Origin of the sequence: Roseospira goensis, from assembly GCF_014197795.1 — a bacterium.
GTDB lineage: Bacteria > Pseudomonadota > Alphaproteobacteria > Rhodospirillales > Rhodospirillaceae > Rhodospira > Rhodospira goensis.
Genome location: NZ_JACIGI010000008.1, coordinates 24,552 through 48,355, shown reverse-complemented (window position 1 = coordinate 48,355; position 23,804 = coordinate 24,552). Strand labels below are relative to the sequence as shown.

The window sequence follows — 23,804 nt, the reverse complement described above, 5'->3', positions numbered from 1 at the left end:
GACCCCAGTTCAACAGAGCCCAATCAAACAGATCGACGTCCAGGGAGACTCCACGATGCTCGACGACGCTCGACTCGACCGCCGCACCCTCATGAAGGGCCTGGCCGGCGCCTCCTTCGCCGCCGTGCTGGCCGACCCCATCCTGGCCCGCGCCGCCGCCGCCGAGACCGAGACGGTGTCCCTCACGCTGCCCTCGGGCCGCACCGTCTCGGCCGCTCTGGCTCTGCCGGAGACACTGCCGGCCCCGACCGTGATGCTGATCCACGAATGGTGGGGCCTGAACGACCAGATCAAGGCCGCCGCCCGGGAGTACGCCAACGAGGGCTACATCGCGCTGGCCATCGACCTGATGGACGGCGCGGTCGCCACCACCGCCGAGGACGCCCGTGCCCAGATGCAGGCGGTCGAGGCGGGTCCCGCGACAGAGACCTGCATCGGCTGGATGGAGTGGCTGCGCACGCATGAGAACGGCACCGGCCGGGTCGGGACCGTGGGCTGGTGCTTCGGCGGCGCCTGGTCGCTGAACGCCTCGCTGGCCGCACCGGCCGACGCCACCGTGATCTATTACGGCCGCCTGGAGCAGGACCCGGCGCGGCTGCGCATGCTGAAGGGCCCGGTGCTGGGGCACTTCGCCACCCAGGACGGGTTCATCGACGCGGCCATGGTCGGCGGCTTCGAGCGCGCCATGACCGAGGCCGGCATGGCGGACCGCCTGACCGTGCATTGGTACGAGGCCGACCACGCGTTCGCCAATCCGTCGGGCGCGCGCTACGACGAGGAGGACGCCCGCCTGGCCTGGGCGCGCACGCTGGCGTTCTTCACCCAGCACCTGACGGGGTAGGGGGAATCGCCCCGTCCCGGCGCTCGTCGCGGTGCCACCACTCTTGTAAGTGGCGGCAGCGCGGCGCGTCGGGGTCCGTGCTGTCGAAGACGAGGCGGAACACGCCGTCCAGCCGCACCCGCTGGCCCCACGGCACGCGGGTGAAGGCGGCCGTCCAGTGGGTCAGGCAGACGTCGCCGTCGACCGCCCACACGGTGAAGTCGAAGCGAACATCGGTCTGGGCGTCCCGGGCGCCCTCGGCCCAGTAGCCTTCGATGGCGCCGCGGCCGCTCAGGGCCGGCGCGAACGGCGTTTCCCGATAGGTGGCCTCGGCGGTGAACAGATCGCCGATGGCGGCCACGTCGCCGGAGGTCCAGGCGGCGCCGTACCGGGTCAGCCACGCCGCCGCCGCCTCTGGTGTCAGGGCCGCCCGCACCGCGCCCCTGTCGGCCGGGTCCCCTCGCCAGCTGTCCCCTCGGCCGGTGTCGCGTCGCCCCGCCACGTCAGAACAGATGGCCGCTGCGGCGCGCCTTGGCGCGCAGATAGCCCAGGTTATAGGCGTTGGCCGGGAAGGTGTGCGGCACCCGCTCCACCACCTCGAGGCGGTGGCGCGCCAGGGCACTGACCTTGCGGGGGTTGTTGGTCATCAGCCGCACGCGCTCGAACCCCAGGTGGCGCAGGATCTCGGCGGCGGGGGAGTAGATGCGCTCGTCGTCGTCGAACCCGAGCTGCTCGTTGGCCTCCACGGTGTCCAGGCCGCCGTCCTGCAGGCTGTAGGCCCGCAGCTTGTTGACCAGCCCGATGCCGCGCCCCTCCTGGGCCAGGTACAGCAGCACGCCGGCGCCCTCCGCGGCGATGGCCTGGATGGCGCCGCGCAACTGCTCGCCGCAGTCGCACCGCAGCGATCCCAGCAGATCGCCGGTGAAGCACTCTGAATGAATGCGAGCGAGCACCGGCCCGGCGGGATCGGGGCGGCCGATGACGATGGCCAGATGCTCGATGCCGCCGTCGACCGGACGGAAGGCGACGACACGGGTGTCCTCGGCGCCCTCCAGCGGCACCCGGGCCTCGCCCACCGGACGCAGCGCGCGTGCCGCCGTCTCGTGGTGGGCCAGCACGTCCTCCGCCGCCACCGCGGTCAGGTCGCGGGCGCGCGCCCAGTCGGCGGCGTCCAGCGCCGGCACCGGACAGGGCGCGGCCAGGGTGGCCGGCAGCAGGCGTGCCACCTTGGCCAGGATCACGCTGGCCCCGGCGCCGCTGTCGGCGGCCAGCGGTTCGACGCTGGTCCCCGGCGGCACCGGGGCGGCGTCGCCGGCCGCCGGATCGGCCAGCAGGCGCAAGCGCTCCACGGTCAGGCCGTCAGGCAGGGTCAGGCGGACCCCGTGCGGCCCCGGCGCCGCCAAGTGCAGCACCGAGGCGCGGCGGGCGGTCACCAGCAGCGACGGGGCGGTCCCGGCGATGCCGCCCAGACGCGCCAGGGCCGCCGCATCGACGCCTTCGGCCGTCATCGCCACCACCGCATCACCCGGCCCGATCACCACGACAGGCGCGCCACGGCGCAGTTCTGAGACCGCCCTCCCGACCCGGTCGAGCGCGGTCAGGGCGGAGACGGGCGGGGCCGGCGGCGCGCACCGGGACTCGAGGGAACGCGGAACCGATGTCATGGCGAGCGGAGGGCCTCATGGTGCGGCCGTTCGGAGTGTGCCACCGCTGGCGATGGCGCGCGGAACGGACTAAGAAGGAAGGCATGACAGGTAAGCAAGGATCGTCGGCGACGCAAGAGCCGTGCCCGCCGGCGCCGACCGCCCCCCGGCTGCTGCTGATCGACGCCGCGCCCGGTCCGCGCCGCGCCCTGGCGGGACACCTCGCCGTCCACCTCGGGGCGCCCGGCGCCCGCCCCGCGATCACCGAGTCGCTATCGGTGGAGGCCGCCCTTGCCCTCGCCCCCGGCCCCGACAGCGACAGCGGCGGCGGCGGCGGCAGCGCGCCCGCCTGGGACGCCGCCCTGGTCTCGGCCGGCGACACGGCGGATGGTTGCGCCGCCGTGGCCCGGCTGCGCGCGGTCGCCCCCACCCTGCCCGTGCTGCTGATGCTGCCGGCCGGGCATGCGGCCGCGCCCTGGCCGGAGGGTGTCGGCTGCGTCGACCGACCGGCCCGGCTGGGGACCCTGGTGGCCCGGCTGCGCGCCCTCCTGGCCGATGCCGAAACGGCCGACGCCCCCCCGGCCGACACCGCGCCGGCCGAGTCGACCGGCGCCTTCGGCCTCGGCCCCTACCTCTGCGACCCCGGCAGCCGCACCCTGACCGACCGCGGGACCGGCCGCACCCTGGCCCTGACCGAGAAGGAAGCGGCCATCCTGGCCCAATTGCACGCGGCCGGCGGCCCGGTCGGTCGCGACGCGCTGCTGGCCGGGGTGTGGGGCTACGCCGCCGGGCTCACGACCCACACCCTGGAGACCCACATCCACCGCCTGCGCCGCAAGATCGAGCCCGACCCGCGCCAGCCCACCCTTCTGCGCACCGACGAGGGCGGCTACCGCCTGGGCGGGTGACCGGTCGGGTCAGGCCGCGGGTGGGGCCGGCTTGGACGGCGGCACCGGCGGCGCGCCCGGCGGCCCCCGCGCGGGCAGCGGGGGTTCGGGCGGGGGCGGGGTTACCCGCGGCCCCAGGGTGGCGATCACGGCACGCGCGTCATAGGCCGCGGCGTTGCCGGCGGGCGGGGGTCCCTTGCCCATCGCGACCACGGCATGGGCGGTGTAGCGGTGCTCCGTCGCCACCGGACGCGGATCATAGACCGGATCATAGAAGGGATGGCCGTAGCGGCCGGACCAGAACGGGTCCCAGGGGTTGACGCCGTAGCGGTAGGCCAGGATGGACCGCGACCCGGAACAACAGCCCCAGCCCCTGCCGTAGCCGACGCCCAGCGACATGCGCGGCCCGACCGGCCGGGTGCGGGTGAACCGCTCGGTGTCGCTCTCGGTGACGACGAAATGGTCGAAGCCCTGGTGCAGGGTGACCTCGGCGGCCCGGTACAGCAGGTAGGTCTCGACCGTCTCGCGCGGGGTGTGGCGGTTGCCGGCGAAGGCGATGCGGACCCGCCCGGGCGCCAGCGCCTGACCGCTGTAGCCCGCCGCGCCCTCCTCCGCCGCCGGCTGGTAGGGGGTGGCCGACGGCGCGGTGCCGGCACAGCCGCCGAGCGCAAGCGCGACCAGCAAGCCGGTGGCCGCTCCGAGACGTCGTGCGATCCGGACCATTGCCGGGTCCTTTCCGTCGCCCGCTGTGACGACTCCCATGACGACGGGGCATTGCGGAGATTCTGGGGCAGCCGCACGGCGTTGGGACGGCCCCCTACTCCACCGTCACCGCCTTGGCGAGGTTGCGCGGCTGATCCACGTCGGTGCCCTTGTCGACAGCGGTGTGGTAGGCCAGAAGCTGCACCGGGATGGCGTACAGGATCGGCGCCACGAACGGATCCACGGCCGGCAGCGCGATCGCCTCCAGCGCCAGGTCCTTCAGGCGCGCCACCCCGGCGGCGTCGGAGAACACCACCGCCTTGCCGCCGCGCGCCACCACCTCCTGCACGTTCGAGGCGGTCTTGTCGAACAAGTCGTCGCTGGGCGCGATCACCACCACCGGCACCGAGTCGTCGATAAGGGCGATGGGACCGTGCTTCATCTCGCCAGCGGCGTAGCCCTCGGCGTGGATGTAGCTGATCTCCTTGAGCTTCAGCGCCCCTTCGAGCGCCAGCGGGTAGCTGGTGCCGCGCCCCAGGTAGAGCACGTCGCGGGCCGGCGTGATGGTCTCTTCGGCGAGGGCCTTGATGCGCCCATCGTGGTTCAGCACCTCGGCGGCGCGGCTCGGCACCTCGGTCAGGGTCCCCGACAGGCGCGCCTCCGTCTCGCGGTCCATGGTGCCGCGGGCGCGGCCCAGCGCGATGGCCAGGCAGGCCAGGACGACGAGTTGGGTGGTGAACGCCTTGGTCGAGGCGACCCCGATCTCCGGCCCGGCCAGGGTCGGCAATACGGCGTCCGCCTCGCGCGCGATGGAGCTCTCCGGCGCGTTGACGATGGCCAGACAGTGCTGGCCCTGCTGCTTGCAGTAGCGCAGCGCGGCCAGGGTGTCGGCGGTCTCGCCCGACTGGCTGATGAACACCGCCAGCCCGCCCTCGGCCATCACCGGGGCGCGGTAGCGGAACTCGCTGGCCAGATCCCAGTCCACCGCCACGCCGGCGAAGCGCTCGATCCAGTACTTGCCGACCAGCCCGGCGAGCGAGGCGGTGCCGCAGGCGATCATGGTGATGCGCGGCACGGCTCCGAGATCGAACGGCAGATCGGGCAGCGTGATGGTGCGTTCCGCCGGATTGAACATGGCGTTGAGGGTATCGCCGATCACCTGCGGCTGCTCGAAGATCTCCTTGGCCATGAAGTGGCGATGGCCGCCCTTGCCGATCATGGCGCCCGACAGGCTGGTCAGGTGCTCCGGCCGGGTGACCAGGCGGTCGTCGAGATCGCGGATGGTGGCGCCGCCGGTGGTCAGCACCGCCCAGTCGCCATCCTCCAGGTAGGTGATGCGCCGCGTCATCGGGGCCAGCGCCAGCGCATCCGAGCCCAGGTACATCTCGCCGTCGCCGTGGCCGATGGCCAGCGGGCTGCCCTGGCGCGCCGCGATCAGCACATCCGGTCGCTCCTGCAACAGGATGCCAAGCGCGAACGCCCCTTCCAGGCGGGCCAGCGCACGCCGCGTCGCCTCGATGGGATCGACACCGTCGGCGATGATCTGGCTGATGAGATGGACCACCACCTCGGTGTCGGTATCCGACGCAAAGCTGTGGCCCTGGGCCAGCAGTTCTTCGCGCAACGCCTGGAAGTTCTCGATGATGCCGTTGTGCACCACCGCCACCCGCGCGTTGGCGTGCGGGTGGGCGTTGATCTCGTTGGGCACGCCGTGAGTGGCCCAGCGGGTGTGCCCGATGCCGGTGGTGCCGCCGACGGGCTCGGCCCGCACCCGCTCCTCCAGCACCGCGATCTTGCCCTTGGCGCGGCGCCGTGCGATGGCGCCGCCGTCCAGGGTGGCGAGCCCGGCCGAGTCGTAGCCCCGGTATTCCAGCCGCTTCAGGCCGTCGATGAGCCGCGGCGCGACCGCCTGCGTGCCGATGATGCCGACAATACCGCACATGGGTTGGTCCGTCCTTTCCGAGCCGGCCGGCGCCGTCAGCCCTTGCCGGTCAGCCGTTTCATGTGGTCGCGGAACTTCTTGGCCCAGCCCTCCCGCGCCGTCTGCGGCGCCCGGGTGAGGGCCAGGGTATCGGTCGGCACGTCCTGCGTGATGACGCTACCGGCGCCGACGATGGCACCGTCGCCGATCGACACGGGCGCCACCAGGGCGCTGTTGGAGCCGATGAACGCCCCGGCGCCGATGTCGGTGTGGTGCTTGGCGAACCCGTCGTAATTGCAGGTGATGGTCCCGGCGCCGACGTTGGCCTTGGCGCCGACGCGGGCGTCACCGATGTAGGTCAGGTGGTTGACCTTGGCGCCGGCCTCGACGGTGGCCTTCTTGACCTCAACGAAGTTGCCGATGTGGGCGCCCTCGCCCACCGCCGCGTCGGGCCGCAGCCGGGCATAGGGGCCGACCACCGCGCCGGCCTCCACCGTGCAGCCCTCGAAGTGGCAGAAGCCCTTGATCTCGGCGCCGTCGCCCACGGTCACCCCGGGGCCGAAGACGCAGAACGGCCCCACGGTCACGTCGCGGCCCAGGCGGGTGTCGATGGACAGGAACACGGTCGCGGGGTCGGTCATCGTCACCCCGCCGGCCATCGCCGCGGCGCGCAACCGGCCCTGCACCACCCCCTCGGCGGCGGCGAGCTGGGCGCGGTCGTTGATGCCCGCCATCTCCGCCTCGTCGCCCGTGACCACGGCACAGCGCAGGCCGTCGGCGCGGGCCAGGGCGACGATGTCGGTGAGGTAGTACTCGCCCTTGGCGTTGGCGTTGCCGACGCGCTCCAGCAGGGGGAACAGCCGGGCGCCGTCCACCGCCATGACCCCGGAGTTGCACAGCGTGATGGCCCGCTGCGCCGCCGTCGCGTCCTTGTGTTCGACGATCGCGTCCAGCGTCCCGTCGGCCGCGGTCACCAGCCGGCCGTAGCCGGTGGGGTCGGCGGCGGCGAAGCCCAGCACCACCACCGCCGCCTCGGCGCGCGCGGCCACCATGGCCCGCAGCGTCTCCGGCCGGATCAGCGGCGTGTCGCCGAACAGGATCAGCACCGTCCCGGCGGCCTCGGGCAGGACCGGGCGGGCCTGAAGCGCGGCGTGGGCGGTGCCCAGGCGCTCCGCCTGGAGCACGGTCGGCCGGGGCGCGGCGATCGACGCCACCGCCGGCATGTCGGGACCGACCACCACCACGGCCTGGTCGGTCCCCACCGCGTCCAGGGTGGCCAGGACATGGCCCAGCAGCGGCCGGCCGGCCAGGCTGTGGGCCACCTTGGGCCGGTCGGACCGCATGCGGGTTCCCTGGCCGGCGGCGAGGACGATGGCGGCGAGGTCGGTGTAACTCATGGAGGATCAGCGCGGGTTGGAGAGGCGGGCCGGACAGGCGGCGCGGGCAGGATCGGGCCTACCCGAAGTGGGGTGGTCAGGGCAAGCACGCTGCCATACTCTGCCGCACCCGCAAACTCACACAGTGTTGCGCTTGGTTACAGCCGCCCCGGGCGCCGCCCGGGGTCCGTGGCCTGTGCCGGGCGCCGCCCCCCATGCCGAGAGGACCCATGACGGCATCCCGCGACCTGCCCCCGCTCCCGGACGACCTGCCGTTCGACGGCATCGTCTTCGACCTGGACGGAACCCTGATCGACAGTGTTCCCGATCTGACCGTGGCCTTGAACACGCTGCTCGGCGAAGAGGGTCTGCCGCCCGTGACCGAGGCCCAGGTGCCCGCCTTCGTCGGCCAGGGTGCCCGCATTCTGGTGTCGAAGGCGATGGCCGCCGTCGGCCGGCCGCTGACCGACGACGCCGCCGGCTACAATGACCTGGAGCGCCTGCATGACCGGTTCGTGGCCCTGTACGATGCCCATCCAGCCGACGGCACGCGGCCCTATCCGGACGCCGTGCCGCTGCTGCGGGCGCTGCACGCGCGCGGCGTCCGGCTCGGGGTGTGCACCAACAAGCCGCAGGGGCCGACCGTCGGGGTGCTGCGCGCGCTGGGGCTGGCCGACCTGTTCGCCGGCATCGTCGGCGCCGGCCTGATCCCCGAGCGCAAGCCGGACCCGGCGCCGCTGCTGCTGGCGCTGGAACGCATGGGGGTCGCGCCCGCGCGCGCCGCCATGGTGGGCGACACGCCCTACGACGTGGGCGCCGCCCGCGCCGCCGGCGTGCCGATCATCCTGGTCGATTTCGGCTACAGCCCGGTGCCGCCGGCCGAGGCCGGGGCCGACCGCCTGATCTCGGCCTACGCCGAGTTGCCGGCCGCCCTCGGCGCGCTGCGCCCGCTCGCGAATCCTGCTTGACGGGGCCGGCCGGCCGGGTCTATAAGCCGCGCTCCACCGGGATCGGCGCCGCCGCGCCGCCCGCGATGGGCGCGTAGCTCAGCGGGAGAGCACTCGCTTCACACGCGAGGGGTCGCTGGTTCAATCCCAGCCGCGCCCACCATTCCCCCCCCAAGACGGTTGCTCTGCCCGCCCCGGGCCTCCCCACCCCTGGCCAACTCGGGGCGGACTGCGGGGGCGTCCGAAGCGGGGCGCGTCTGACGTAGACGCACCTGACGGGGGCGCACCTGACGCGGACGCACCTGACGGGGGGCGCCTCCCCCGCACGACCATCGGCGACACGCGCTCACGCGACCCGTTCCCGCCTTGCGTGCTGCGCGAAGGGCGCGGGCTTGCGTTGCCATGCGCGATCTGCAAAGGGTGGGTCGATGGTCTTCGGGTGGCCCTCCGGGCGGCGTGGAGCCGTCATATCCTGCTCGCTGTCGCCGGAGTGCCCATGACCGCCGCGCCGTCCCCCGTCGATGTTCTCGTGATTGGCGCCGGCATTGCCGGGGCCTCGGTCGGCTACGCGCTGGCCCGGGCCGGGCGCCGCGTGCGCCTGTTGGAACGCGAGGAGCACCCCGGCTACCACAGCACCGGACGGTCCGCGGCCCTGTTCAGCGAGACCTATGGACCGCTGCCGGTGCGGCGGCTGTCGACCGCCAGCCGCCCCTTCCTGGAAGCCCCGCCGCCCGGCTTCGCCGATACCCCCCTGCTCGGGCCGCGCGGGCTGATGTTCCTGGGCGAGCCGGGCCACGAGGACGCCGTGGAGGCGTTCGCGGCCGAAGCGCGCGCCGGCGGCGCCGTCGTCGAGGTGCTGGACGATGCCGGCCTGCGCGACCGCGTGCCGATCCTGCGCCCCGGGGTGTTCAGCCGCGCGGCCCTCGAACCCGAGGCCATGGATCTGGACGTGCACTCCCTGCACCACGGGTTTCTGCGCGGCCTCAAGGCCGCCGGCGGCCTCGTCTCGACCCGTGCCGAGGCGGCGGCGATCACCCGCAGCGGCGACCTGTGGCACGTGGAAACCCGGGCCGGCGCCCGCTTCGCCGCGCCGATCCTGGTCAACGCCGCCGGGGCCTGGGCCGATGAGATCGCGGTCCTGGCCGGGGCCGCGCCGCTCGGCCTGGTGCCGAAACGCCGCACCGGCATCATGCTGGACCCGCCCCTGGGTCTGGACGTGCGCCGCTGGCCGCTGACCGGCGACCTGACCGATCAGTTCTACATCAAGCCCGAGGGCGGGCGCCTGATGCTGTCGCCGGCGGACGCGACACCGGTCCCGCCGCAGGACGTGCAACCCGAGGTGCTGGACATCGCGCGCGCCATGGACCGCTTCCTTAGCGTGACGACCCTCCGGGTCGACACGCACGGGGAGACATGGGCCGGGCTGCGCAATTTTGTGGCCGACCATGATCCGGTGGCCGGCTTCGCCGCCGAGGCTCCGGGGTTCTTCTGGCTCGCCGGCCAGGGCGGCTACGGCATCCAGACCGCAGCGGCGCTGGGGCGGCTGGCGGCGGCCCTGATCCAGGACCAGGGCGTGCCGCCGGACATCGCAGACCTGGGCCTGACCGCCGACGACCTGGCCCCCGGCCGAACCGGCCTGCGCGACGGCCCGGCCTGGGCCGCGCGCCTGCAAGACGAGGCCCGAGCCCGCGCCGAGGCCGAGGCCCTGTGAACGCCCGCGCCCCTGGTCCGCACCGGACCGTCACGGGCGCGCATCGAATCCGCCGGTCCCGTCGTCGAAGGCGACGTCCAGCATCTGACTGGTCAGCTCTGCGGCGACCGCCTCGGCGAACGCGCCCTGCCTCGATTCGTAGGCGAAGATGGACGCATCGAGCGCCGGTCCGAATGTGATCTCGTCGATGGACGACATGGCGGAGCCGCAATCGGACAGCCGGACCCCACCGACCCCGACCCGGACACCGGGAGGCCTTCCAGAGCCCGCGCGTCGCCGCGGCTGTCGCCGGCGTCGCCACCGCCGAAGCCTGCGCCACGGCCGTGCGCCGCCATTGGCGCATCGAAAACGGCCTGCATTGGGCTCTCGATCCCGCCTTCGACGAAGACGGCGCGCGGTCCCGGCAAGATCACAGCCCCGAAAACCTTGCCATCATCCGCAAGCTCGCCCTCACCGTCCTCAGAACCGCCCCCCAAAAATCTCAATCCGACGGAAGCTTAAACGCTCCGCATGGTCCGACGCTTTCGCCAGGTCTGTCCTCGGGCAAATGCGATAGCCCTGCCGACACGTCGGAATCGGGTTCCGCCCCCGCGGGAAAGACAGTAGGATGCGCCGCCCGTCGAACCGGCCGCGGCCGGCCGGCGTATCTCGTTGAGCCCGTTCCCTCGTTGTGCCTGGACCCCGACCCCCATGAAGAAGAACGCCCTGCTGCACGCGGCTGTCCACAACAGCAAGCCGATCTCCAAGAAGGGGGCGCTGGAGCGTCTCTTCACGCTGATGTTCCGGGGGTTCGTCTATCCACAGATCTGGGAGGATCCGGAGATCGACCTGGAGGCGTTGCAGCTCACCGGCGACAAGCGCATTGTCACCATCTGTTCCGGCGGCTGCAACATCCTGAACTATCTGACCGAGAGCCCGGCGCAGATCGACGCCGTGGACCTGAACCCGGCCCACGTGGCCCTGAGCCGGCTCAAGCTGACCGCCCTCCAGCACTTCCCGGACCACGAGACGTTCTTCCGCTTCTTCGGCCATGCCGACGAGCGGGGCAACACCCGCGCCTTCACCAAGTACCTGCTGCCGCACCTGGACGAGGCCACACGCAAGTACTGGACCGGCTGGACGCCGATGCACGGCCGGCGCATCAACTACTTCACCAAGAACATCTATCGCTTCGGGGTTCTGGGTCGCTTCATCGGCTCGCTGCACGGCATCTCGCGCGTCTATGGCGTCAACCCGCGCGTCCTGCTGGCGGTGCGCACGCCGGCCGAACAGAAGGCGATGTTCGACGCCACCATCGCCCCGGTGTTCGAAAAGAAGCTGGTGCGGGCGCTGTGCCAGATGCCGGTGTCGCTCTACGGCCTGGGGATCCCGCCGGCCCAGTTCGAGTCCCTGGTGGTGGCCTCCGACGGCGACATCAGCGGCCTGCTGCGCAGCCGCCTGGAGCGCCTGGCCTGCGACTTCCCGATCGAGGAGAACTACTTCGCCTGGCAGGCGTTCGGCCGCGGCTATGACCGCCACTACCGCAAGGCGGTGCCGCGCTACCTGCGCCGCGAGAACTACGAGCGCCTGCGCACCCTTTCGGACCGCGTCCACATCCACCATGCGTCGATGACGCATTGGCTGGCCGAGCAGCCGGCCGAAAGCCTGGACGGCTACGTGCTGCTGGATGCCCAGGACTGGATGAACGAGCGCCAGCTCAACGAACTGTGGGCACAGATCGTGCGCACCGCCCGCCCCGGGGCACGCGTCATCTTCCGCACCGCGGGCCATGACAGCATTCTGCCGCCCCGCCTGTCGCCCGACCTGCTGTCGGTCTGGGACCACGACATCGCGCAGTGCAAGGACCTGACGCGGCGCGACCGCGCCTCGATCTACGGCGGCTTCCACCTGTACGTGAAGCGCGCCGCCTGAGCCGCCGCGGCTCCGACCCGATCGCAGCCACCCGCAGCCAACCGCAGCCAAACGAGCGCCGCCCCATGGACGCCCGCGACCTGATGGACCGCATCTACCGGCAGCAGCGGCACATCTACGACCTGACCCGCAAGTACTTCCTGCTCGGCCGCGACCGCGTCATCGCCGACCTGGCGGCGGCCGAGGGGGAGACCGTCTGCGAGGTCGGCTGCGGCACCGCCCGCAACCTGATCAAGATGGCGCGGCGCTATCCCCGCGCCCGCCTGATGGGCCTGGACGCCAGCGCGGTCATGTTGGAGACGGCGCGCGGCAAGCTGCGCCGGCAGGGGCTGGCCGAGCGTATCACGCTGGCCCACGGCCTGGCCCAGGACTTCGACCCGGCCGGTCTGTTCGGGCTCGACCGGCCGTTGGACCATGTGGTGTTTTCGTACAGCCTGTCGATGATTCCGCCGTGGCGCGACTCGGTGGACCACGCCCTCGCCCTGGTGCGGCCCGGCGGCCGGGTGCATATCGTCGATTTCGGGGATCAGGCCGGATTGCCGCGCTGGTTCCGGGCCATCCTGTACTGGTGGCTCGGTCTGTTCCATGTGCAGTACCGGCCGGAACTTCTGGACCACCTGCGGACGCTACAGGCCGAGGGGCGGGCCGCCGTGTCCATCACGCCACTGTACCGCGGTTACGCCTTCTCGGCGGTGCTGACCCGAACGGACTAGGGCCGATTCACGCGCCAAAACGGGACCGCGGCGCGAGTCCATTTTGGCGCGATCTGCTCGAGGTCCTGGACCGCGGCGGCTCGGCGCCCCGATCCGGCCTCCGGGACCGCAGCCGGCCAAACGCGCCCGACCACGCACAGCCAACCGCCCCGTCCCACCTGGGACGGAGTCGGTGCCGGTGCGTGGTCGCGCGCTCGGATCGGGTCTTCGGATCAGGTCTCAAGACCGGCGCGGCGGCCCGCAGGCCGCACGCCGGGAGACCGGGCGTCGAGGGGTCTAGAAGCCCTCGCGCTCAAGCCGCTTGCGCTCCAGCTTGCGGGCGCGGCGGATGGCCTCGGCCTTCTCGCGCGCCTTGCGCTCCGACGGCTTCTCGAAATTGCGGCGCAGCTTCATCTCCCGGAAAACGCCCTCGCGCTGCATCTTCTTCTTCAGCGCCTTGAGGGCCTGATCGACATTGTTGTCGCGAACCAGAACCTGAACCAGGGGTCTTCTCCTTCGTCTGTCACCGGCCGAACGGCGGCCCCGCCCGGCACCCGATCGCATTACAGTGGTGTTGCGGTGGTGCGGCGCCCATCCGGGTGCGACGCCCCGACCGTTCCTCCGCCGGCTCCCGACCCTGCGGGATCCTGCGGCGCGGTCCGAGCGGTTCGACACGGCAGGCAATACACGTTTGGCGGTGTGTCGCCACACCGCACATTGGCACGAACCGTATCACGGGGCCGGGCCGATGTGAAGAGCCCGCCACGCGCTCGGTGCGCCGCTTTACGGCCGGGCGCCGCCCGACTATCTGTTACGTCATGGCCATTCTGAAGATCGCCCGTATGGGGCACCCGGTGCTCGCCCGGCCCGCCGATCCGGTCACGGACCCGTCGGCGCCGGATGTGCGCCGCCTGATCGCGGACATGGTCGACACCCTGCACGACAGTGGCGGCGTCGGCCTGGCGGCGCCCCAGGTGCATGTCCCGCTGCGTGTGGTCGTCTACCACGTGCCGGCGGCGCGCAACGCGGGTCTGGCCGTGCCCTGGCGCACCCTGATCAACCCGGTGCTGGCGCCTCTGGACGACGCGGACGCGGACCTGGAGGAGGCATGGGAGGCGTGCCTGTCGCTGCCCGGCCTGACCGGGCGGGTGCCGCGGCACAGGGCCGTGCGCCTGCGCGCGCTGGACGCCGAGGGCCAGCCGCTGGAGGACGAGGCGACGGGCTTCCATGCCCGGGTCCTGCAACACGAATGCGATCACCTGGACGGCATTCTCTATCCCATGCGGCTGCCCGACCTGACCGCCTTCGGGTTCGTCGAGGCCCTGCGCGCCGGTCCCGCCGCCGCCCCGCCCGAGCCGGCCCGGGCGCGTTGACACATCCGACACCGCCTGCGATGCGTACCCCCTCCCGAGACCGCCCCTGCTCTTGCCGCTGCGAGGACTCACGTCATGACCGACACGCCCGAGGAGCACCCCGAGACCGACGGCCCGCACGGGAAGACTCCCGAGGCCGCCCCCCCCGATCCCGACGCCGGTCCTGAGGCGCCGCCCCACGCCGGCGGGCACGACACCATGACGGCGGTCCGCGACGCCATCGTGGAGAACGCGCTCATTCATGTCGCCTTCGACGGCTGGAGCAAGCGCACGCTGCGGGCCGCCGCCGTCGACGCCGGGTTCGAGGCATCCCAGGCCGACCGTGCCTTCCCCGGCGGGTCGGTGGATGCCGTCGCGCACTGGTGCGAGCTGGCCGACCGCCGCATGGAGCAGGCGCTGGCCGAGGCCGACACCGAAGGGCTGCGGCTGCACGAGCGGGTCGGCCTGGCCATCCGTCTGCGCCTGCACCAGTGGGAGATGGACCGCGAGGCGGTGCGTCGCGCCGTCGCGGTTCTGTCGCTGCCAACGAACACCGCCACCGCGCTGCGCTGCACTTACCGGACGGTCGACACCATCTGGTGGGCGGTCGGCGACAGCTCGACCGACTTCAACTTCTACACCAAGCGGGTTCAGCTCGCCGGGGTGTACAGCGCCACCCTGCTGTACTGGCTCGACGACTCGTCGGAGGACTCGGCCGAGACCTGGGGCTTCCTGGACCGGCGCCTGAACGACATCGTGCGCCTGCACAAGATGCGCGGACGCGTCGAGCGCCGGCTGTCCAAGGTGCCGAACCCGTTCGGGGCCGCCCGCGCGGTCGGCGACAGCCTGCGCGGCATGGCCCGCAAATCGCCCTTCCGGGCTCGGCGGCACCGCAGCGCCTGAGCCCGGAGGACCGTGGCGCGGCCGCCGGGCCGTCCCGGCCGGTCCGCTACCTACCGGGCGCGCTGCAGGGTCAGCACGCAGTCCGGCCGCGTCAGGCCCTGCTGGACGCACAGGGCGTGCGTCAGCACCAGGGTGCCCGGCCCCTCCAGCCGCCAGGCCCACAGTTCACCCGCCGGCAGCGGACCACGGCTGCCCTGGTGGGTGGAATAGTGGTCGCGCACCTCGAACCGGAGCCATGGCCCCTCGGTGAACCAGACGCCGGCGATCCAGTCGTAGCCGGACGCGTAGCCCATCTGAAGGGCGAACGACTTCTGGAACGTGCCGTCCGGCATGAGGCTGTATTCCACCTGCATGGTGGCCCCGCTCATGGGGTCCGTACCCTGCCCCACCCAGGCCCCCACCAGCTCCTGCTGGGCCTGCGCCGGTCCGCCGACCAGAAGCATCGCCAGCATCGCCACCCCGGCCGGTCCCCATCCCGCCGGCCACGCCCGCGTTGCGATCCGCATCGCCCGTCTCCCCGCTGCGCGGCGGCCGCGGCGGTCGCCGCCTGCACCCGTCAGGATAGCACAAGGCGGGGCGGGGCGGCGCGGCGCGGGCGTCGGGCCAGCCCTGCGGACCGCGCGCGGACGCCGCGCGCTGCACAACCGCCAGCGCGGATGCTACACTCGTTCCATGGCATGCCTTGTGCCCGCAGAGCCCGGGGAGCGGCGATGAGCCTGACCGACCCCTTCGTGCATCTGGCCGTGGCGCTGGCGCTCGGCCTGTTGATCGGCCTCGAACGCGGCTGGCAGGGCCGCGAAGTGCCGGAAGGCGGGCGCGTCGCCGGGGTGCGGACCTATGCCCTGATCGGCCTGTTGGGCGGGTTCGTCGGCCTGCTGGCACGCGAGACCGACATCGCGGTCACCGGGTTCGCCTTCGTCGGGCTCGCCGCTGCCCTGGTCGCCGCCCATGTGCTCAGCGCGCTGCGCGGCGGCGCGCTCGGCATCACCGGGCTGGTGGCCGCCCTCTTGACCTTTGCCTTCGGCGCCGCCGTGCCGCAGGGCCTGATGACCGAGGCCGCGGTGGCCGCCGTCGCCACCGCCCTTTTGCTGCAATACAAGTCCACGCTGCACCGCTGGGTGGCGGCGCTGGCCCCGGGGGAAGTGCGGGCCACGCTGCAACTGCTGGCGATCTCGGTCCTGGTGCTGCCGATCCTGCCCGATCGGGGCCTGGGGCCGTGGCAGGCCCTGAACCCGTTCCAGGTGTGGTGGATGGTGGTGCTGATCGCCGGCATCTCCTTCGTCGGCTATTTCGCGATGAAGATCATCGGCCCGCGCAAGGGGGCGGTGCTCACCGGTCTGGTCGCCGGTCTGGCGTCGTCGACGGCGCTGACGTTGCACTTCGCGCGTCTGGCGCGGCACCAGCCGGAGACGGGCGGCTACCTGGCCTCCGGCATTCTGCTCGCCTGCGGCACCATGCTGCCGCGCATGGTCCTGGTCACCGCCGTGGTCCACCCGCCGGCCGCCACGGCCCTGATCGTCCCCGCCGTGGGAATGGGTGTGGTCGTCTACGCCAGCGCCGCCCTGGTGTGGTGGCGCGCCGCGCGCCAGGAGGGCGGCACCGCGCCGGCGCCCCTGAAGAACCCGCTGGCCCTGGGCGCGGCGATCGGGTTCGGCGCCGTGCTGGCGCTTGTCATGGTGGCCGCCAAGGGCCTGGAGGCCACCGTGGGCGACGCCGGCGTGCTGGCGCTGGCGGCGGTGTCCGGCATCACGGACGTGGACGCAATCACCCTGACCCTGGCCAAGATGAGCGCCGATGGCCTGGCGCTGGCCCTCGCCGGGTTCGGCATCGTGCTGGCCGGCGCCGTCAACACCGTGGTCAAGGGCCTGATGGCGCTCGCCGTCGGCGGTCCGGCGCTGGGGCTGCGGGTCGCCGTGCCGCTGGCGCTGTCGGGGGCGGTGGGCCTGGCCTTGGCGGCGGCGACCGGGCTGGCGCCGGGGGTGGCGGGCCTGGGCGGCGCCGTGTCGCCCTGAGCGTCCCGTCAGGACGGCTTCAGGATCATCACCGCGACGGCCGCGTAAAGCGGCACCAGGTCCAGGGTGCCCACCCACAGCCAGATCCGCGCCAGGCGCCAGTAGCGGGGCGGGATCGGGGTGCCGTCGGCGAAGCCGCGTGCCATGCGGGCCTGCGCGATCTGGCAGGGGATCAGCGCCGCCACCCAGACCAGCCAGGACAGCGCGAGCAGCCCGAGGCTCCAGCGCAGCCAGGCCGGCCCCAGGTCGCCCCACCCGGCCAGCCAGGCCATGGCGTAACCGCTGACCAGCACGACCGCGCCGCCGGCGCCGGTGAACAGCCAGTCGGTCAGGGTCACCAGACGCTGGGCATAGGCCACGGTGGGCGGATGGCGGGTGCGATCGGCCAGCGCCTTCCACACCGCCGCCGTGGTCACGTTGCCCAGGAACACCACCACCGCGACCACATGCACCACGTGCCAGGCGGCGTAGTCCAGCCCCAGCAGGCTGTCCGGCGGCGTCTCCGGCACCACGGCGCCCCGTCCCCCCCGCCCGGCTACATGTTGTTCGGCAGCACCAGCGCCACGTCCGGCACCAGCACCAGCCCGACGATGGCCAGGACCATGATCAGGAACATGGGCAGGCTGGCGCGGCTGATGAATCCCATGTCGTGGCCGGTCATGCCCTGGAGAACGAACAGGTTGAACCCGATCGGCGGCGTGATCTGCGCCATCTCCACCACGATCATCAGGTAGATGCCGAACCAGATCATGTCGAAGCCGGCCTGCCTGACAAGGGGCTCGATCACCGCCATGGTCAGCACGATGGACGAGATGCCGTCCAGGAACATGCCCAGGATGATGTAGAACACGGTCAACAGGGCAATGAGCTGAAGCGGCGTCAGTTCCAGGCCCCCGATGCCCTCGGCCAGCGCGCGCGGGATGCCGGTGAAGCCCATGGCCAGCGACAGGAACGACGACCCGGCCAGGATAAAGGCGATCATGGCGGAAGTGCGCACGGCGCCGAACAGCGACTCCCGGAAGGTCCCCCACGACAGGCTGCCCTGGAGCGCCGACAGGCCGAGCGCGCCCACCACCCCCAGCACGGCCGCTTCGGTGGCGGTTGCGACGCCGCTGTAGATCGAGCCGATCACCCCCAGGATCAGCACCACCACCGGCGCCAGATCGCGCAGGCCGCGCAGCCGCTGGCGCAGGGAATAGACCACCATCTCCGCGCTGGCGTCCTTGGACACCAGGCCCCAGAGCGCGACATAGGCCATGAACATCAGCGCGAGGCAGGCCCCGGGCAGGATGCCGGCGATGAACAGCTTGGCGATGCTCTCGTTGACCGAGACCCCATAGATGATGAGCGAGATCGACGGCGGGATCAGCAGCCCCAGCGTGCCCGCCCCGGCCAGGGTGCCGACGATCATGCGGTCCGGGTACTGGCGCTGGCGCAACTCGGGGATCGACATCTTGCCGACCGTCGCCACCGTCGCCGCCGACGACCCGGAGATGGCGGCAAAGATGGCACAGCCGGCGACGTTGACATGCAACAGCCCGCCCGGCAGCCGCGCCAGCCACGGTGTCAGGCCCTGAAACAGCACCTCGGACAGGCGCGAGCGGAACAGGATCTCGCCCATCCAGATGAACATGGGCAGCGCGGTCAGGGTCCACGATGACTGCGAGCCCCACAGGATCATCGCCATCGAATCGCCGGCCGGGCGGCTGGTGAACAGCTCCATGCCGAGCCAGGCACAGACCAGCAGGCTGGCGCCGACCCACACGCCGGAGCCCAGCAGCAGGAACAGCGACAGCACGAAGATCGCGATCAGCACACCCTCGCCCATCACTCGCGCCCTCCCTCGGCTTCGGGCGCGGTCAGGCTGTATTCGCCCTCGACGATCGCGCGGATGAAGGAATCGACCGCGGAGATCGCGAAGCAGACCGCCCCGGCCGCCATCACGCTTTGCGGGATCCACAGCGGGATGGCGTCGCCGCCCTCGCTGACCTCGCCGAAGTCCCAGGAGAAGTACGCCAGGCGGCAGAAGTAGACCGCCAGGTAGACGGTGGCGGCCGCGATCACGGCGCGCGCCCACAGTTCGAACAGCCAGCGTGCCCGGCCCGAGAGGTTGGCGATCAGCAGGCTGACGCGGATGTGCGCCCCGGAGCGAAACGCGTAGGGCATGCCGAAGAACGAGCCGGCCGCCATGGCATAGCCGGCCATCTCGGTCACCCCGCCCAGGTAGACCCCGAGCAGGCGCGAGACGATGCTGGCCAGGATCAGCGCGGTCAGGCTGACCAGACAGAGGGCGCTGATGACGCCGCAGGCCACGTAGAAGCGGTCGAGGCCCCGTGCGAGGACGGCGAAAAAGGGCATGCGGGGGATATCCTCAGGTCGCGAGCGGCATGGCAGCAGAGACATCCATCATCCCGCGTGAGAGCCCTCAAGCTGATCCCCATCAGGAGGCATGGGGCGTTGGGGATCGCGGCACTCACCCCAACGTGTGCCGGACGCGGACAGGAGCCGGGCCGGGACAGTCCCGCCCGGCCCCCGCGGCGCTACTCCATGCTTTCGTAGGTCTCCAGGACGGTCTCGCCCATCTCGCCGGCACGCTCGGTCCAGTCGGCGGCCATCTCGGCGCCCAGCTCCTGGAACTCGGCCTTCAGGGTCGGGCTCGGCGGCGCCACCGTCATGCCGTTGGCGGCGAGCTGCTCCTTGTACCAGTCGGCGAGCCGTTGGGCCTCGGCCCAGCCGGCCTCTTCGGCCTTCGCCGCTTCCTCCAGAACGATTCCCTGGGTCTGCTCGTCCAGCGCGTCCCAGGCGTCCCGGTTGACGATCACCATGTTCTTCGGCAGCCAGGCCTGCACGTCATACCAGTAGTCCACGAACTCCCAGATCTTGCGGTCGTAGCCGGTGGAGCCCGACGAGATCATGCTCTCGGCCACGCCGGTGGCGAAGGCCTGCGACAGCTCGGCGGTCTCGATCTTGGTCGGAATGGCGCCCATCATCTCGGCGAGCTGCGACGTCGCCGCGTTGTAGGCACGGAACTTCAGGCCCTCCATGTCCGACACGCTTTCGATCGGCCTGACGGCATAAAGGCCCTGGGGCGGCCACGGCACGGCGTAGAGCAGCTTGAGGCCCTTGTCCTCCAGCACCTGCTCGGTCGCGTCCTTGGATGCCTCGTAGAGCTTTCGCGAATCCTCGAAGCTGGTGGCCAGGAACGGCACGGCGTCGATCTCGAAGATCGGATGCTCGTTGCCCAGGGCCGACATCAGGCGCTCGCCGATGGGGGCGATGCCGCGCCGCACGGCGCCGAAGATCTCGCCGCCCGGCACCAGCGAGCCGCCGGGGTGGGTCTTGATCTCCAACGCGCCGCCGGTGCGCTCGGTGACGGCGGCGGCGAACTTGGCGTTGTTCTCGGAGTGATAGTTGGAGGCCGCGTAGGCCATCGGCATGTCCCAGACCTCGGCCTGCGCGGCGCGAACGCCCAGAGCCAGGGTGGTCGCGCTGGCGACGACGGCGACGGCCGCGGCCAGGACAACGTCCCGGATGCGGCCATGGCGGCTGGTCGACGGATGCGGCATGGTGCGAAAGCCTCCCGTGGTCTTTAGCTGGGTCTTTAGCTGGGTCGTTGTCCGGGTTGGTGCCGGGCCCGAGGGTGGTTTTGTGTCGGGGCGAGCCAGCCCCCCGCACGAAAGTGTTAGCCGGCCGGCGCCCCGCGGTCAAAGGCGCAGACGGGGCCATCGGGTGAACGGGCTCGTGAGCCGTTTCCGGGTTCTGCCGGCCCGATGTCGCCACCTGTGACGCGTTTTCGACAGATCGTGACGACGCGTCAGCATTTCATCGGCAGTCAAGGCGCGCCCAGGAGCTTTCACCCGATGGTCCTGAAGGCGCAGAGCGGCCCTCTTGCGCCCGGCCCGCAGGCCGCCGCACAATACCGATCGCGCGGCGGAGGTCGCGCCCATCCCGCGTCCGGCCCGCCTCCTGCCCCGGGATCGCCATGGAGCCTGATCCACCCTCCCCTCCGGCCCCGCCCAGGCCGCACACGGACGGCCCGCCGCCCGTCGGGGTCATCATGCTGGCGACGCGCTTCCCGCGCCTGCCCGGCGACATCGGGCACCCCGACACCTTTGACGGCCGGGTCGTGTACCGGCGCGTGGCGGCGGCGCGAGTCGGCGCCGTCGTGCGGGCCGAGGGACCGGCGGACCCGCTGACCGACGCCCTGGTGGCCGCCGCCCGCGAGCTGGAGGCCGAAGGCGCGGGCCTGATCGCCACGAGCTGCGGCTTTCTCGGGGTCGTGCAGCACACGCTACGGGCGGCGGTGGCCGTGCCGGTGCTGGCCAGCGCGCTGTTGCTGCTGCCGCTGCTGCGCGCCGCCCATGGGCCGACGGCGCGGATCGGCGTTCTGACCTTCGATTCCCGGGCGCTGTCGCCGGCACACTTCGATACCGCCTGGGACCCCGACGTGCTGATCGAGGGGATGGAGCAGTCGCGCGCCTTCTATCCCGCCATCCGCGAGGACCGTCCGACGCTGGATGCCGCCGCCGCCGAGGCGGAGGCCGCGCTGGCCGCGCGCCGCCTGCGCGCGCGGGCCGGTGGCCACCTGGATGCCGTGCTGCTGGAATGCACCAACCTGGCGCCGTTCGCGGCCCGCATCCGCCAGGAGGCCGGGGCACCGGTCCATGACCTCGCCACGACCGTCAAGTGGATGGCGACCCGCCTGTGGTGACCCCGACGGACGCCTTCCCGCTTGCCGTCCACGCCCGGTTTCGACCACACTCCCGCGCGCTTCTCGGAGGGCCGCCGAGCCCGCCAGCCGCCCCACCGGCGCGCGGTCACCGCGGCGTCGGGCGCCCGGGCCGCGGCCCCGAGGGCAGGCCGCGCCGTGCCACCACCGATCCGGGGCACGGGCGCCAACACCACCTGAGGCCGGGGCAACCATCATCGACCCACGGCCCGACTGCGCCGGAGGAGACAGGACCACATGGAGCGGATCACGGCGACCGGAGGCGAGTGGGTGGTCGGCTGCCTGGAGCGGCACGCCGTCCGACAGGTCTACGGTGTCCCCGGCGAGAGCTATCTGGGGGTGCTGGATGCCTTGCACGATTCCGCCATCCGGTTCGTCTGCTGCCGCCACGAGAGCGGCGCCGCGATGGCGGCCGAGGCCCAGGCCAAGCTGACCGGTCAGCCCGGTGTGGCCTTCGTCACGCGCGGCCCCGGCGCCACCAACGCCGCCGCCGGTCTGCACGTGGCCTGTCACGACTCGACCCCGCTGATCCTGTTCGTCGGCCAGATCCGGCGCGACACGCGCGAGCGCGAGGCGTTCCAGGAGGTCGACCTGCGCCAGATGTTCGGCGGCCTGGCCAAGTGGGTCGCCGACATCGACCGCGCCGACCGGGTCCCGGAAATGATCTCGCGCGCCTTCCACGTGGCGACCGCGGGCCGGCCCGGTCCGGTCGTGCTGGGCCTGCCCGAGGACATGCTGCGCGAGGACGCCACCGGCGTCGCCCTGGGCAAGGGGTTCGCGCCGCCGGAGATCCATCCCGGCGAGCGCGACATGGTCCGCATGACCGCCCTGGTCGACGGCGCCGAGCGGCCGCTCGCGATCCTGGGCGGCAGCCGCTGGGACGCCGCCGCGGTGGGCGCCTTCGCCCGCTTCGCGGAGGGCCGGGGCCTGCCGGTGGCCTGTTCGTTCCGGCGCCAGATGCTGTTCGACCACGCCCACCCGCACTACGCCGGCGACCTGGGGCTCGGCGTCAACCCGGCGCTGGCCAAGCGGGTGCGCGAGGCGGACGTCATCCTGCTCGTGGGCGGACGCCTGTCGGAGGTGCCGTCGCAGAACTACGAGCTGCTCGGCATTCCCGGGCCGCGCCAGACGCTGATCCATGTGCATCCGGATCCGGAGGAACTGGGTCGCGTCTACCGTCCGGCGGTGGGGATCGTCGCCACGCCGCGCGCCTTCGCCGCCGCCCTCGCCGGCGTGCCGGCCCCGCTGCGCCGACGCGACGACACCCTGGCCAAGGCCGCCCATCACGCCTACCGGCTGTGGTCCACGCCGCCGGAGGACGGCCCCGGCGCGGTGCAGATGGGGCCAATCATGGCCCACCTGAACGCCACCCTGCCGGACGACGCCATCTTCACCAACGGCGCCGGCAACTTTGCCACCTGGGTGCACCGGTTCCGCCGCTTCCGCCGCTTCGGCACCCAGGTGGCGCCGACGTCCGGGTCGATGGGCTACGCCCTGCCGGGTGCGATCGGCGCGCAGCTCGCCCACCCCGACCGACTGGTGCTGTGCGTCACCGGCGACGGCGACTTTCAGATGACCGGCCAGGAGTTCGGCACCATGGTGCAGGAACGCCTGCCGATCCTGGTCCTGGTGGTCAACAACGGCATGTACGGCACCATCCGCATGCATCAGGAGCGCAGCTACCCCGGCCGCATCAGCGGAACCGATCTGGTCAACCCCGACTTCGCCGCCCTGGCCCGGGCCTATGGCGCCTTCGGCGAGGTGGTGGCGGAGACCGCAGCGTTCGCGCCCGCCTTCGACCGGGCCCGCGCCCACGCCGAGGGCAGCGGGGGACCGGCGCTGCTGGATATCCGCCTGGACCCCGAGGCGATCACGCCCACGCGCACCCTGAGCCAGATCCGCGCCGGCGGTTGATCGGCGTCGCCCCGACGGCGATCATCGACGCACGGCTTTGCCTCTGTGCAAGGGGCGGCGGTCTCCACTAGACTTGGCGGCGACCTTGGTCGTTCAGGCCCACCCCCGTGGTCTGGAGGGCCGATGTCCGAGGTATCGGGTGGGACACCCCTCTGCTCCTGGGCCCGGGGACCGGTGGATGGGTCCCATGCCGGGCCGCGGACCGAGTGCAACGGACCGAACGCGAAGGCCAGGGTGAGACCAAGCGCCACACATGACGACCGCCACAGCGCCGGACCCCGGCC

Annotated in this window: 23 protein-coding genes, 1 tRNA gene and 1 pseudogene; 13 read left to right on the top strand and 12 right to left on the bottom strand. The window is 72.3% G+C overall.

The genetic code is table 11. From position 1 onward, the window contains the following. Positions 1-55: 55 nt before the first annotated feature. On the top strand, positions 56-841 hold the full coding sequence (locus tag GGD88_RS06440; protein ID WP_184433029.1) for a dienelactone hydrolase family protein: 786 nt from the start codon (positions 56-58) through the stop codon (positions 839-841). On the opposite strand, the gene GGD88_RS06435 is transcribed toward GGD88_RS06440, so the two are convergent. Both GGD88_RS06435 and ribA read right to left on the bottom strand, forming a co-directional pair. After that, positions 819-1,256: a nuclear transport factor 2 family protein gene (locus tag GGD88_RS06435; RefSeq protein ID WP_184433027.1), complete on the bottom strand. Its 438-nt coding sequence runs from the start codon at positions 1,254-1,256 to the stop codon at positions 819-821. The two genes, GGD88_RS06440 and GGD88_RS06435, sit on opposite strands and share 23 nt — an antisense overlap. A gap of 67 nt (positions 1,257-1,323) precedes the next feature. Then, positions 1,324-2,484, bottom strand: coding sequence for a GTP cyclohydrolase II (ribA, locus tag GGD88_RS06430; protein ID WP_184433025.1), 1,161 nt, complete (start codon positions 2,482-2,484; stop codon positions 1,324-1,326). Positions 2,485-2,567: 83 nt separating this feature from the next. Here ribA and GGD88_RS19125 point away from each other — a divergent pair, with 83 nt between their 5' ends. Then, the gene (locus GGD88_RS19125) at positions 2,568-3,371 is read left to right on the top strand and encodes a winged helix-turn-helix domain-containing protein (protein ID WP_221237035.1); all 804 of its coding nucleotides are present in this window, start codon (positions 2,568-2,570) and stop codon (positions 3,369-3,371) included. A 9-nt stretch (positions 3,372-3,380) separates the two neighbouring features. Here the strand turns inward: GGD88_RS19125 and GGD88_RS06420 are convergent, their stop codons facing one another. The 3 genes from GGD88_RS06420 to glmU all read right to left on the bottom strand — a co-directional run bounded on the left by GGD88_RS06420 (position 3,381) and on the right by glmU (position 7,370). Further along, positions 3,381-4,034, bottom strand: coding sequence for a CC0125/CC1285 family lipoprotein (locus GGD88_RS06420; RefSeq protein WP_184433023.1), 654 nt, complete (start codon positions 4,032-4,034; stop codon positions 3,381-3,383). Between the two features lie 133 nt (positions 4,035-4,167). After that, positions 4,168-5,994, bottom strand: a complete 1,827-nt coding sequence (gene glmS, locus GGD88_RS06415; protein WP_184433020.1) for a glutamine--fructose-6-phosphate transaminase (isomerizing) — start codon at positions 5,992-5,994, stop codon at positions 4,168-4,170. Positions 5,995-6,029: 35 nt separating this feature from the next. Continuing rightward, a complete protein-coding gene (gene glmU, locus GGD88_RS06410; protein WP_184433017.1) occupies positions 6,030-7,370 on the bottom strand; it encodes a bifunctional UDP-N-acetylglucosamine diphosphorylase/glucosamine-1-phosphate N-acetyltransferase GlmU in 1,341 nt (446 codons plus the stop codon). 209 nt (positions 7,371-7,579) lie between these two features. Between glmU and gph the strand changes: the two genes are divergently transcribed. From gph to GGD88_RS06395, 3 genes are all read left to right on the top strand, one after another. Next, entirely contained in the window at positions 7,580-8,317 is a 738-nt protein-coding gene (gph, locus tag GGD88_RS06405) for a phosphoglycolate phosphatase (protein ID WP_184433014.1), read from the top strand. A 67-nt stretch (positions 8,318-8,384) separates the two neighbouring features. Continuing rightward, positions 8,385-8,459 (top strand) — tRNA-Val (locus GGD88_RS06400). 333 nt (positions 8,460-8,792) lie between these two features. Further along, positions 8,793-10,007 (top strand): NAD(P)/FAD-dependent oxidoreductase, encoded by a 1,215-nt coding sequence (locus tag GGD88_RS06395; RefSeq protein ID WP_184433011.1) that lies wholly within the window; start codon positions 8,793-8,795, stop codon positions 10,005-10,007. 30 nt (positions 10,008-10,037) lie between these two features. On the opposite strand, the gene GGD88_RS06390 is transcribed toward GGD88_RS06395, so the two are convergent. Beyond that, positions 10,038-10,205, bottom strand: a complete 168-nt coding sequence (locus tag GGD88_RS06390; RefSeq protein WP_184433008.1) for a hypothetical protein — start codon at positions 10,203-10,205, stop codon at positions 10,038-10,040. A 122-nt stretch (positions 10,206-10,327) separates the two neighbouring features. Between GGD88_RS06390 and GGD88_RS18730 the strand changes: the two are divergent. From GGD88_RS18730 to GGD88_RS06380, 3 genes and pseudogenes are all read left to right on the top strand, one after another. Then, positions 10,328-10,563 (top strand): annotated as a pseudogene (locus GGD88_RS18730) (ISAs1 family transposase); the annotation flags it as partial. A 134-nt stretch (positions 10,564-10,697) separates the two neighbouring features. Then, a complete protein-coding gene (locus tag GGD88_RS06385) occupies positions 10,698-11,918 on the top strand; it encodes a BtaA family protein (protein WP_184433005.1) in 1,221 nt (406 codons plus the stop codon). A gap of 65 nt (positions 11,919-11,983) precedes the next feature. Continuing rightward, positions 11,984-12,631 (top strand): class I SAM-dependent methyltransferase, encoded by a 648-nt coding sequence (locus tag GGD88_RS06380; protein WP_184433002.1) that lies wholly within the window; start codon positions 11,984-11,986, stop codon positions 12,629-12,631. A gap of 276 nt (positions 12,632-12,907) precedes the next feature. Here the strand turns inward: GGD88_RS06380 and rpsU are convergent, their stop codons facing one another. Beyond that, positions 12,908-13,174, bottom strand: coding sequence for a 30S ribosomal protein S21 (gene rpsU, locus GGD88_RS19120; RefSeq protein ID WP_281392848.1), 267 nt, complete (start codon positions 13,172-13,174; stop codon positions 12,908-12,910). 254 nt (positions 13,175-13,428) lie between these two features. Here rpsU and def point away from each other — a divergent pair, with 254 nt between their 5' ends. After that, on the top strand, positions 13,429-13,983 hold the full coding sequence (gene def, locus GGD88_RS06370) for a peptide deformylase (protein WP_184432999.1): 555 nt from the start codon (positions 13,429-13,431) through the stop codon (positions 13,981-13,983). A gap of 75 nt (positions 13,984-14,058) precedes the next feature. After that, entirely contained in the window at positions 14,059-14,865 is an 807-nt protein-coding gene (locus tag GGD88_RS06365; protein ID WP_184432996.1) for a COQ9 family protein, read from the top strand. A 50-nt stretch (positions 14,866-14,915) separates the two neighbouring features. Here the strand turns inward: GGD88_RS06365 and GGD88_RS06360 are convergent, their stop codons facing one another. Further along, on the bottom strand, positions 14,916-15,371 hold the full coding sequence (locus tag GGD88_RS06360) for a hypothetical protein (protein ID WP_184432993.1): 456 nt from the start codon (positions 15,369-15,371) through the stop codon (positions 14,916-14,918). Positions 15,372-15,575: 204 nt separating this feature from the next. On the opposite strand from GGD88_RS06360, the gene GGD88_RS06355 reads away from it, so the two are divergent. Next, on the top strand, positions 15,576-16,877 hold the full coding sequence (locus tag GGD88_RS06355; RefSeq protein WP_184432990.1) for an MgtC/SapB family protein: 1,302 nt from the start codon (positions 15,576-15,578) through the stop codon (positions 16,875-16,877). An 8-nt stretch (positions 16,878-16,885) separates the two neighbouring features. Here GGD88_RS06355 and GGD88_RS06350 read toward each other — a convergent pair whose 3' ends face one another. The 4 genes from GGD88_RS06350 to GGD88_RS06335 all read right to left on the bottom strand — a co-directional run bounded on the left by GGD88_RS06350 (position 16,886) and on the right by GGD88_RS06335 (position 20,443). Beyond that, positions 16,886-17,389: a DUF2269 family protein gene (locus GGD88_RS06350; protein ID WP_221237034.1), complete on the bottom strand. Its 504-nt coding sequence runs from the start codon at positions 17,387-17,389 to the stop codon at positions 16,886-16,888. Positions 17,390-17,412: 23 nt separating this feature from the next. Then, the gene (locus GGD88_RS06345; protein WP_184432987.1) at positions 17,413-18,705 is read right to left on the bottom strand and encodes a TRAP transporter large permease; all 1,293 of its coding nucleotides are present in this window, start codon (positions 18,703-18,705) and stop codon (positions 17,413-17,415) included. Beyond that, positions 18,705-19,235, bottom strand: coding sequence for a TRAP transporter small permease (locus GGD88_RS06340; RefSeq protein WP_184432985.1), 531 nt, complete (start codon positions 19,233-19,235; stop codon positions 18,705-18,707). Before GGD88_RS06340 ends, GGD88_RS06345 begins: the two co-directional genes overlap by 1 nt. Before the next feature lie 182 nt (positions 19,236-19,417). Continuing rightward, on the bottom strand, positions 19,418-20,443 hold the full coding sequence (locus GGD88_RS06335) for a TRAP transporter substrate-binding protein (protein ID WP_184432982.1): 1,026 nt from the start codon (positions 20,441-20,443) through the stop codon (positions 19,418-19,420). A gap of 491 nt (positions 20,444-20,934) precedes the next feature. Here GGD88_RS06335 and GGD88_RS06330 point away from each other — a divergent pair, with 491 nt between their 5' ends. Then, positions 20,935-21,588: an aspartate/glutamate racemase family protein gene (locus tag GGD88_RS06330; protein WP_184432979.1), complete on the top strand. Its 654-nt coding sequence runs from the start codon at positions 20,935-20,937 to the stop codon at positions 21,586-21,588. Positions 21,589-21,843: 255 nt separating this feature from the next. Beyond that, the gene (locus GGD88_RS06325) at positions 21,844-23,520 is read left to right on the top strand and encodes a thiamine pyrophosphate-binding protein (protein ID WP_184432976.1); all 1,677 of its coding nucleotides are present in this window, start codon (positions 21,844-21,846) and stop codon (positions 23,518-23,520) included. Positions 23,521-23,804: the final 284 nt, after the last annotated feature.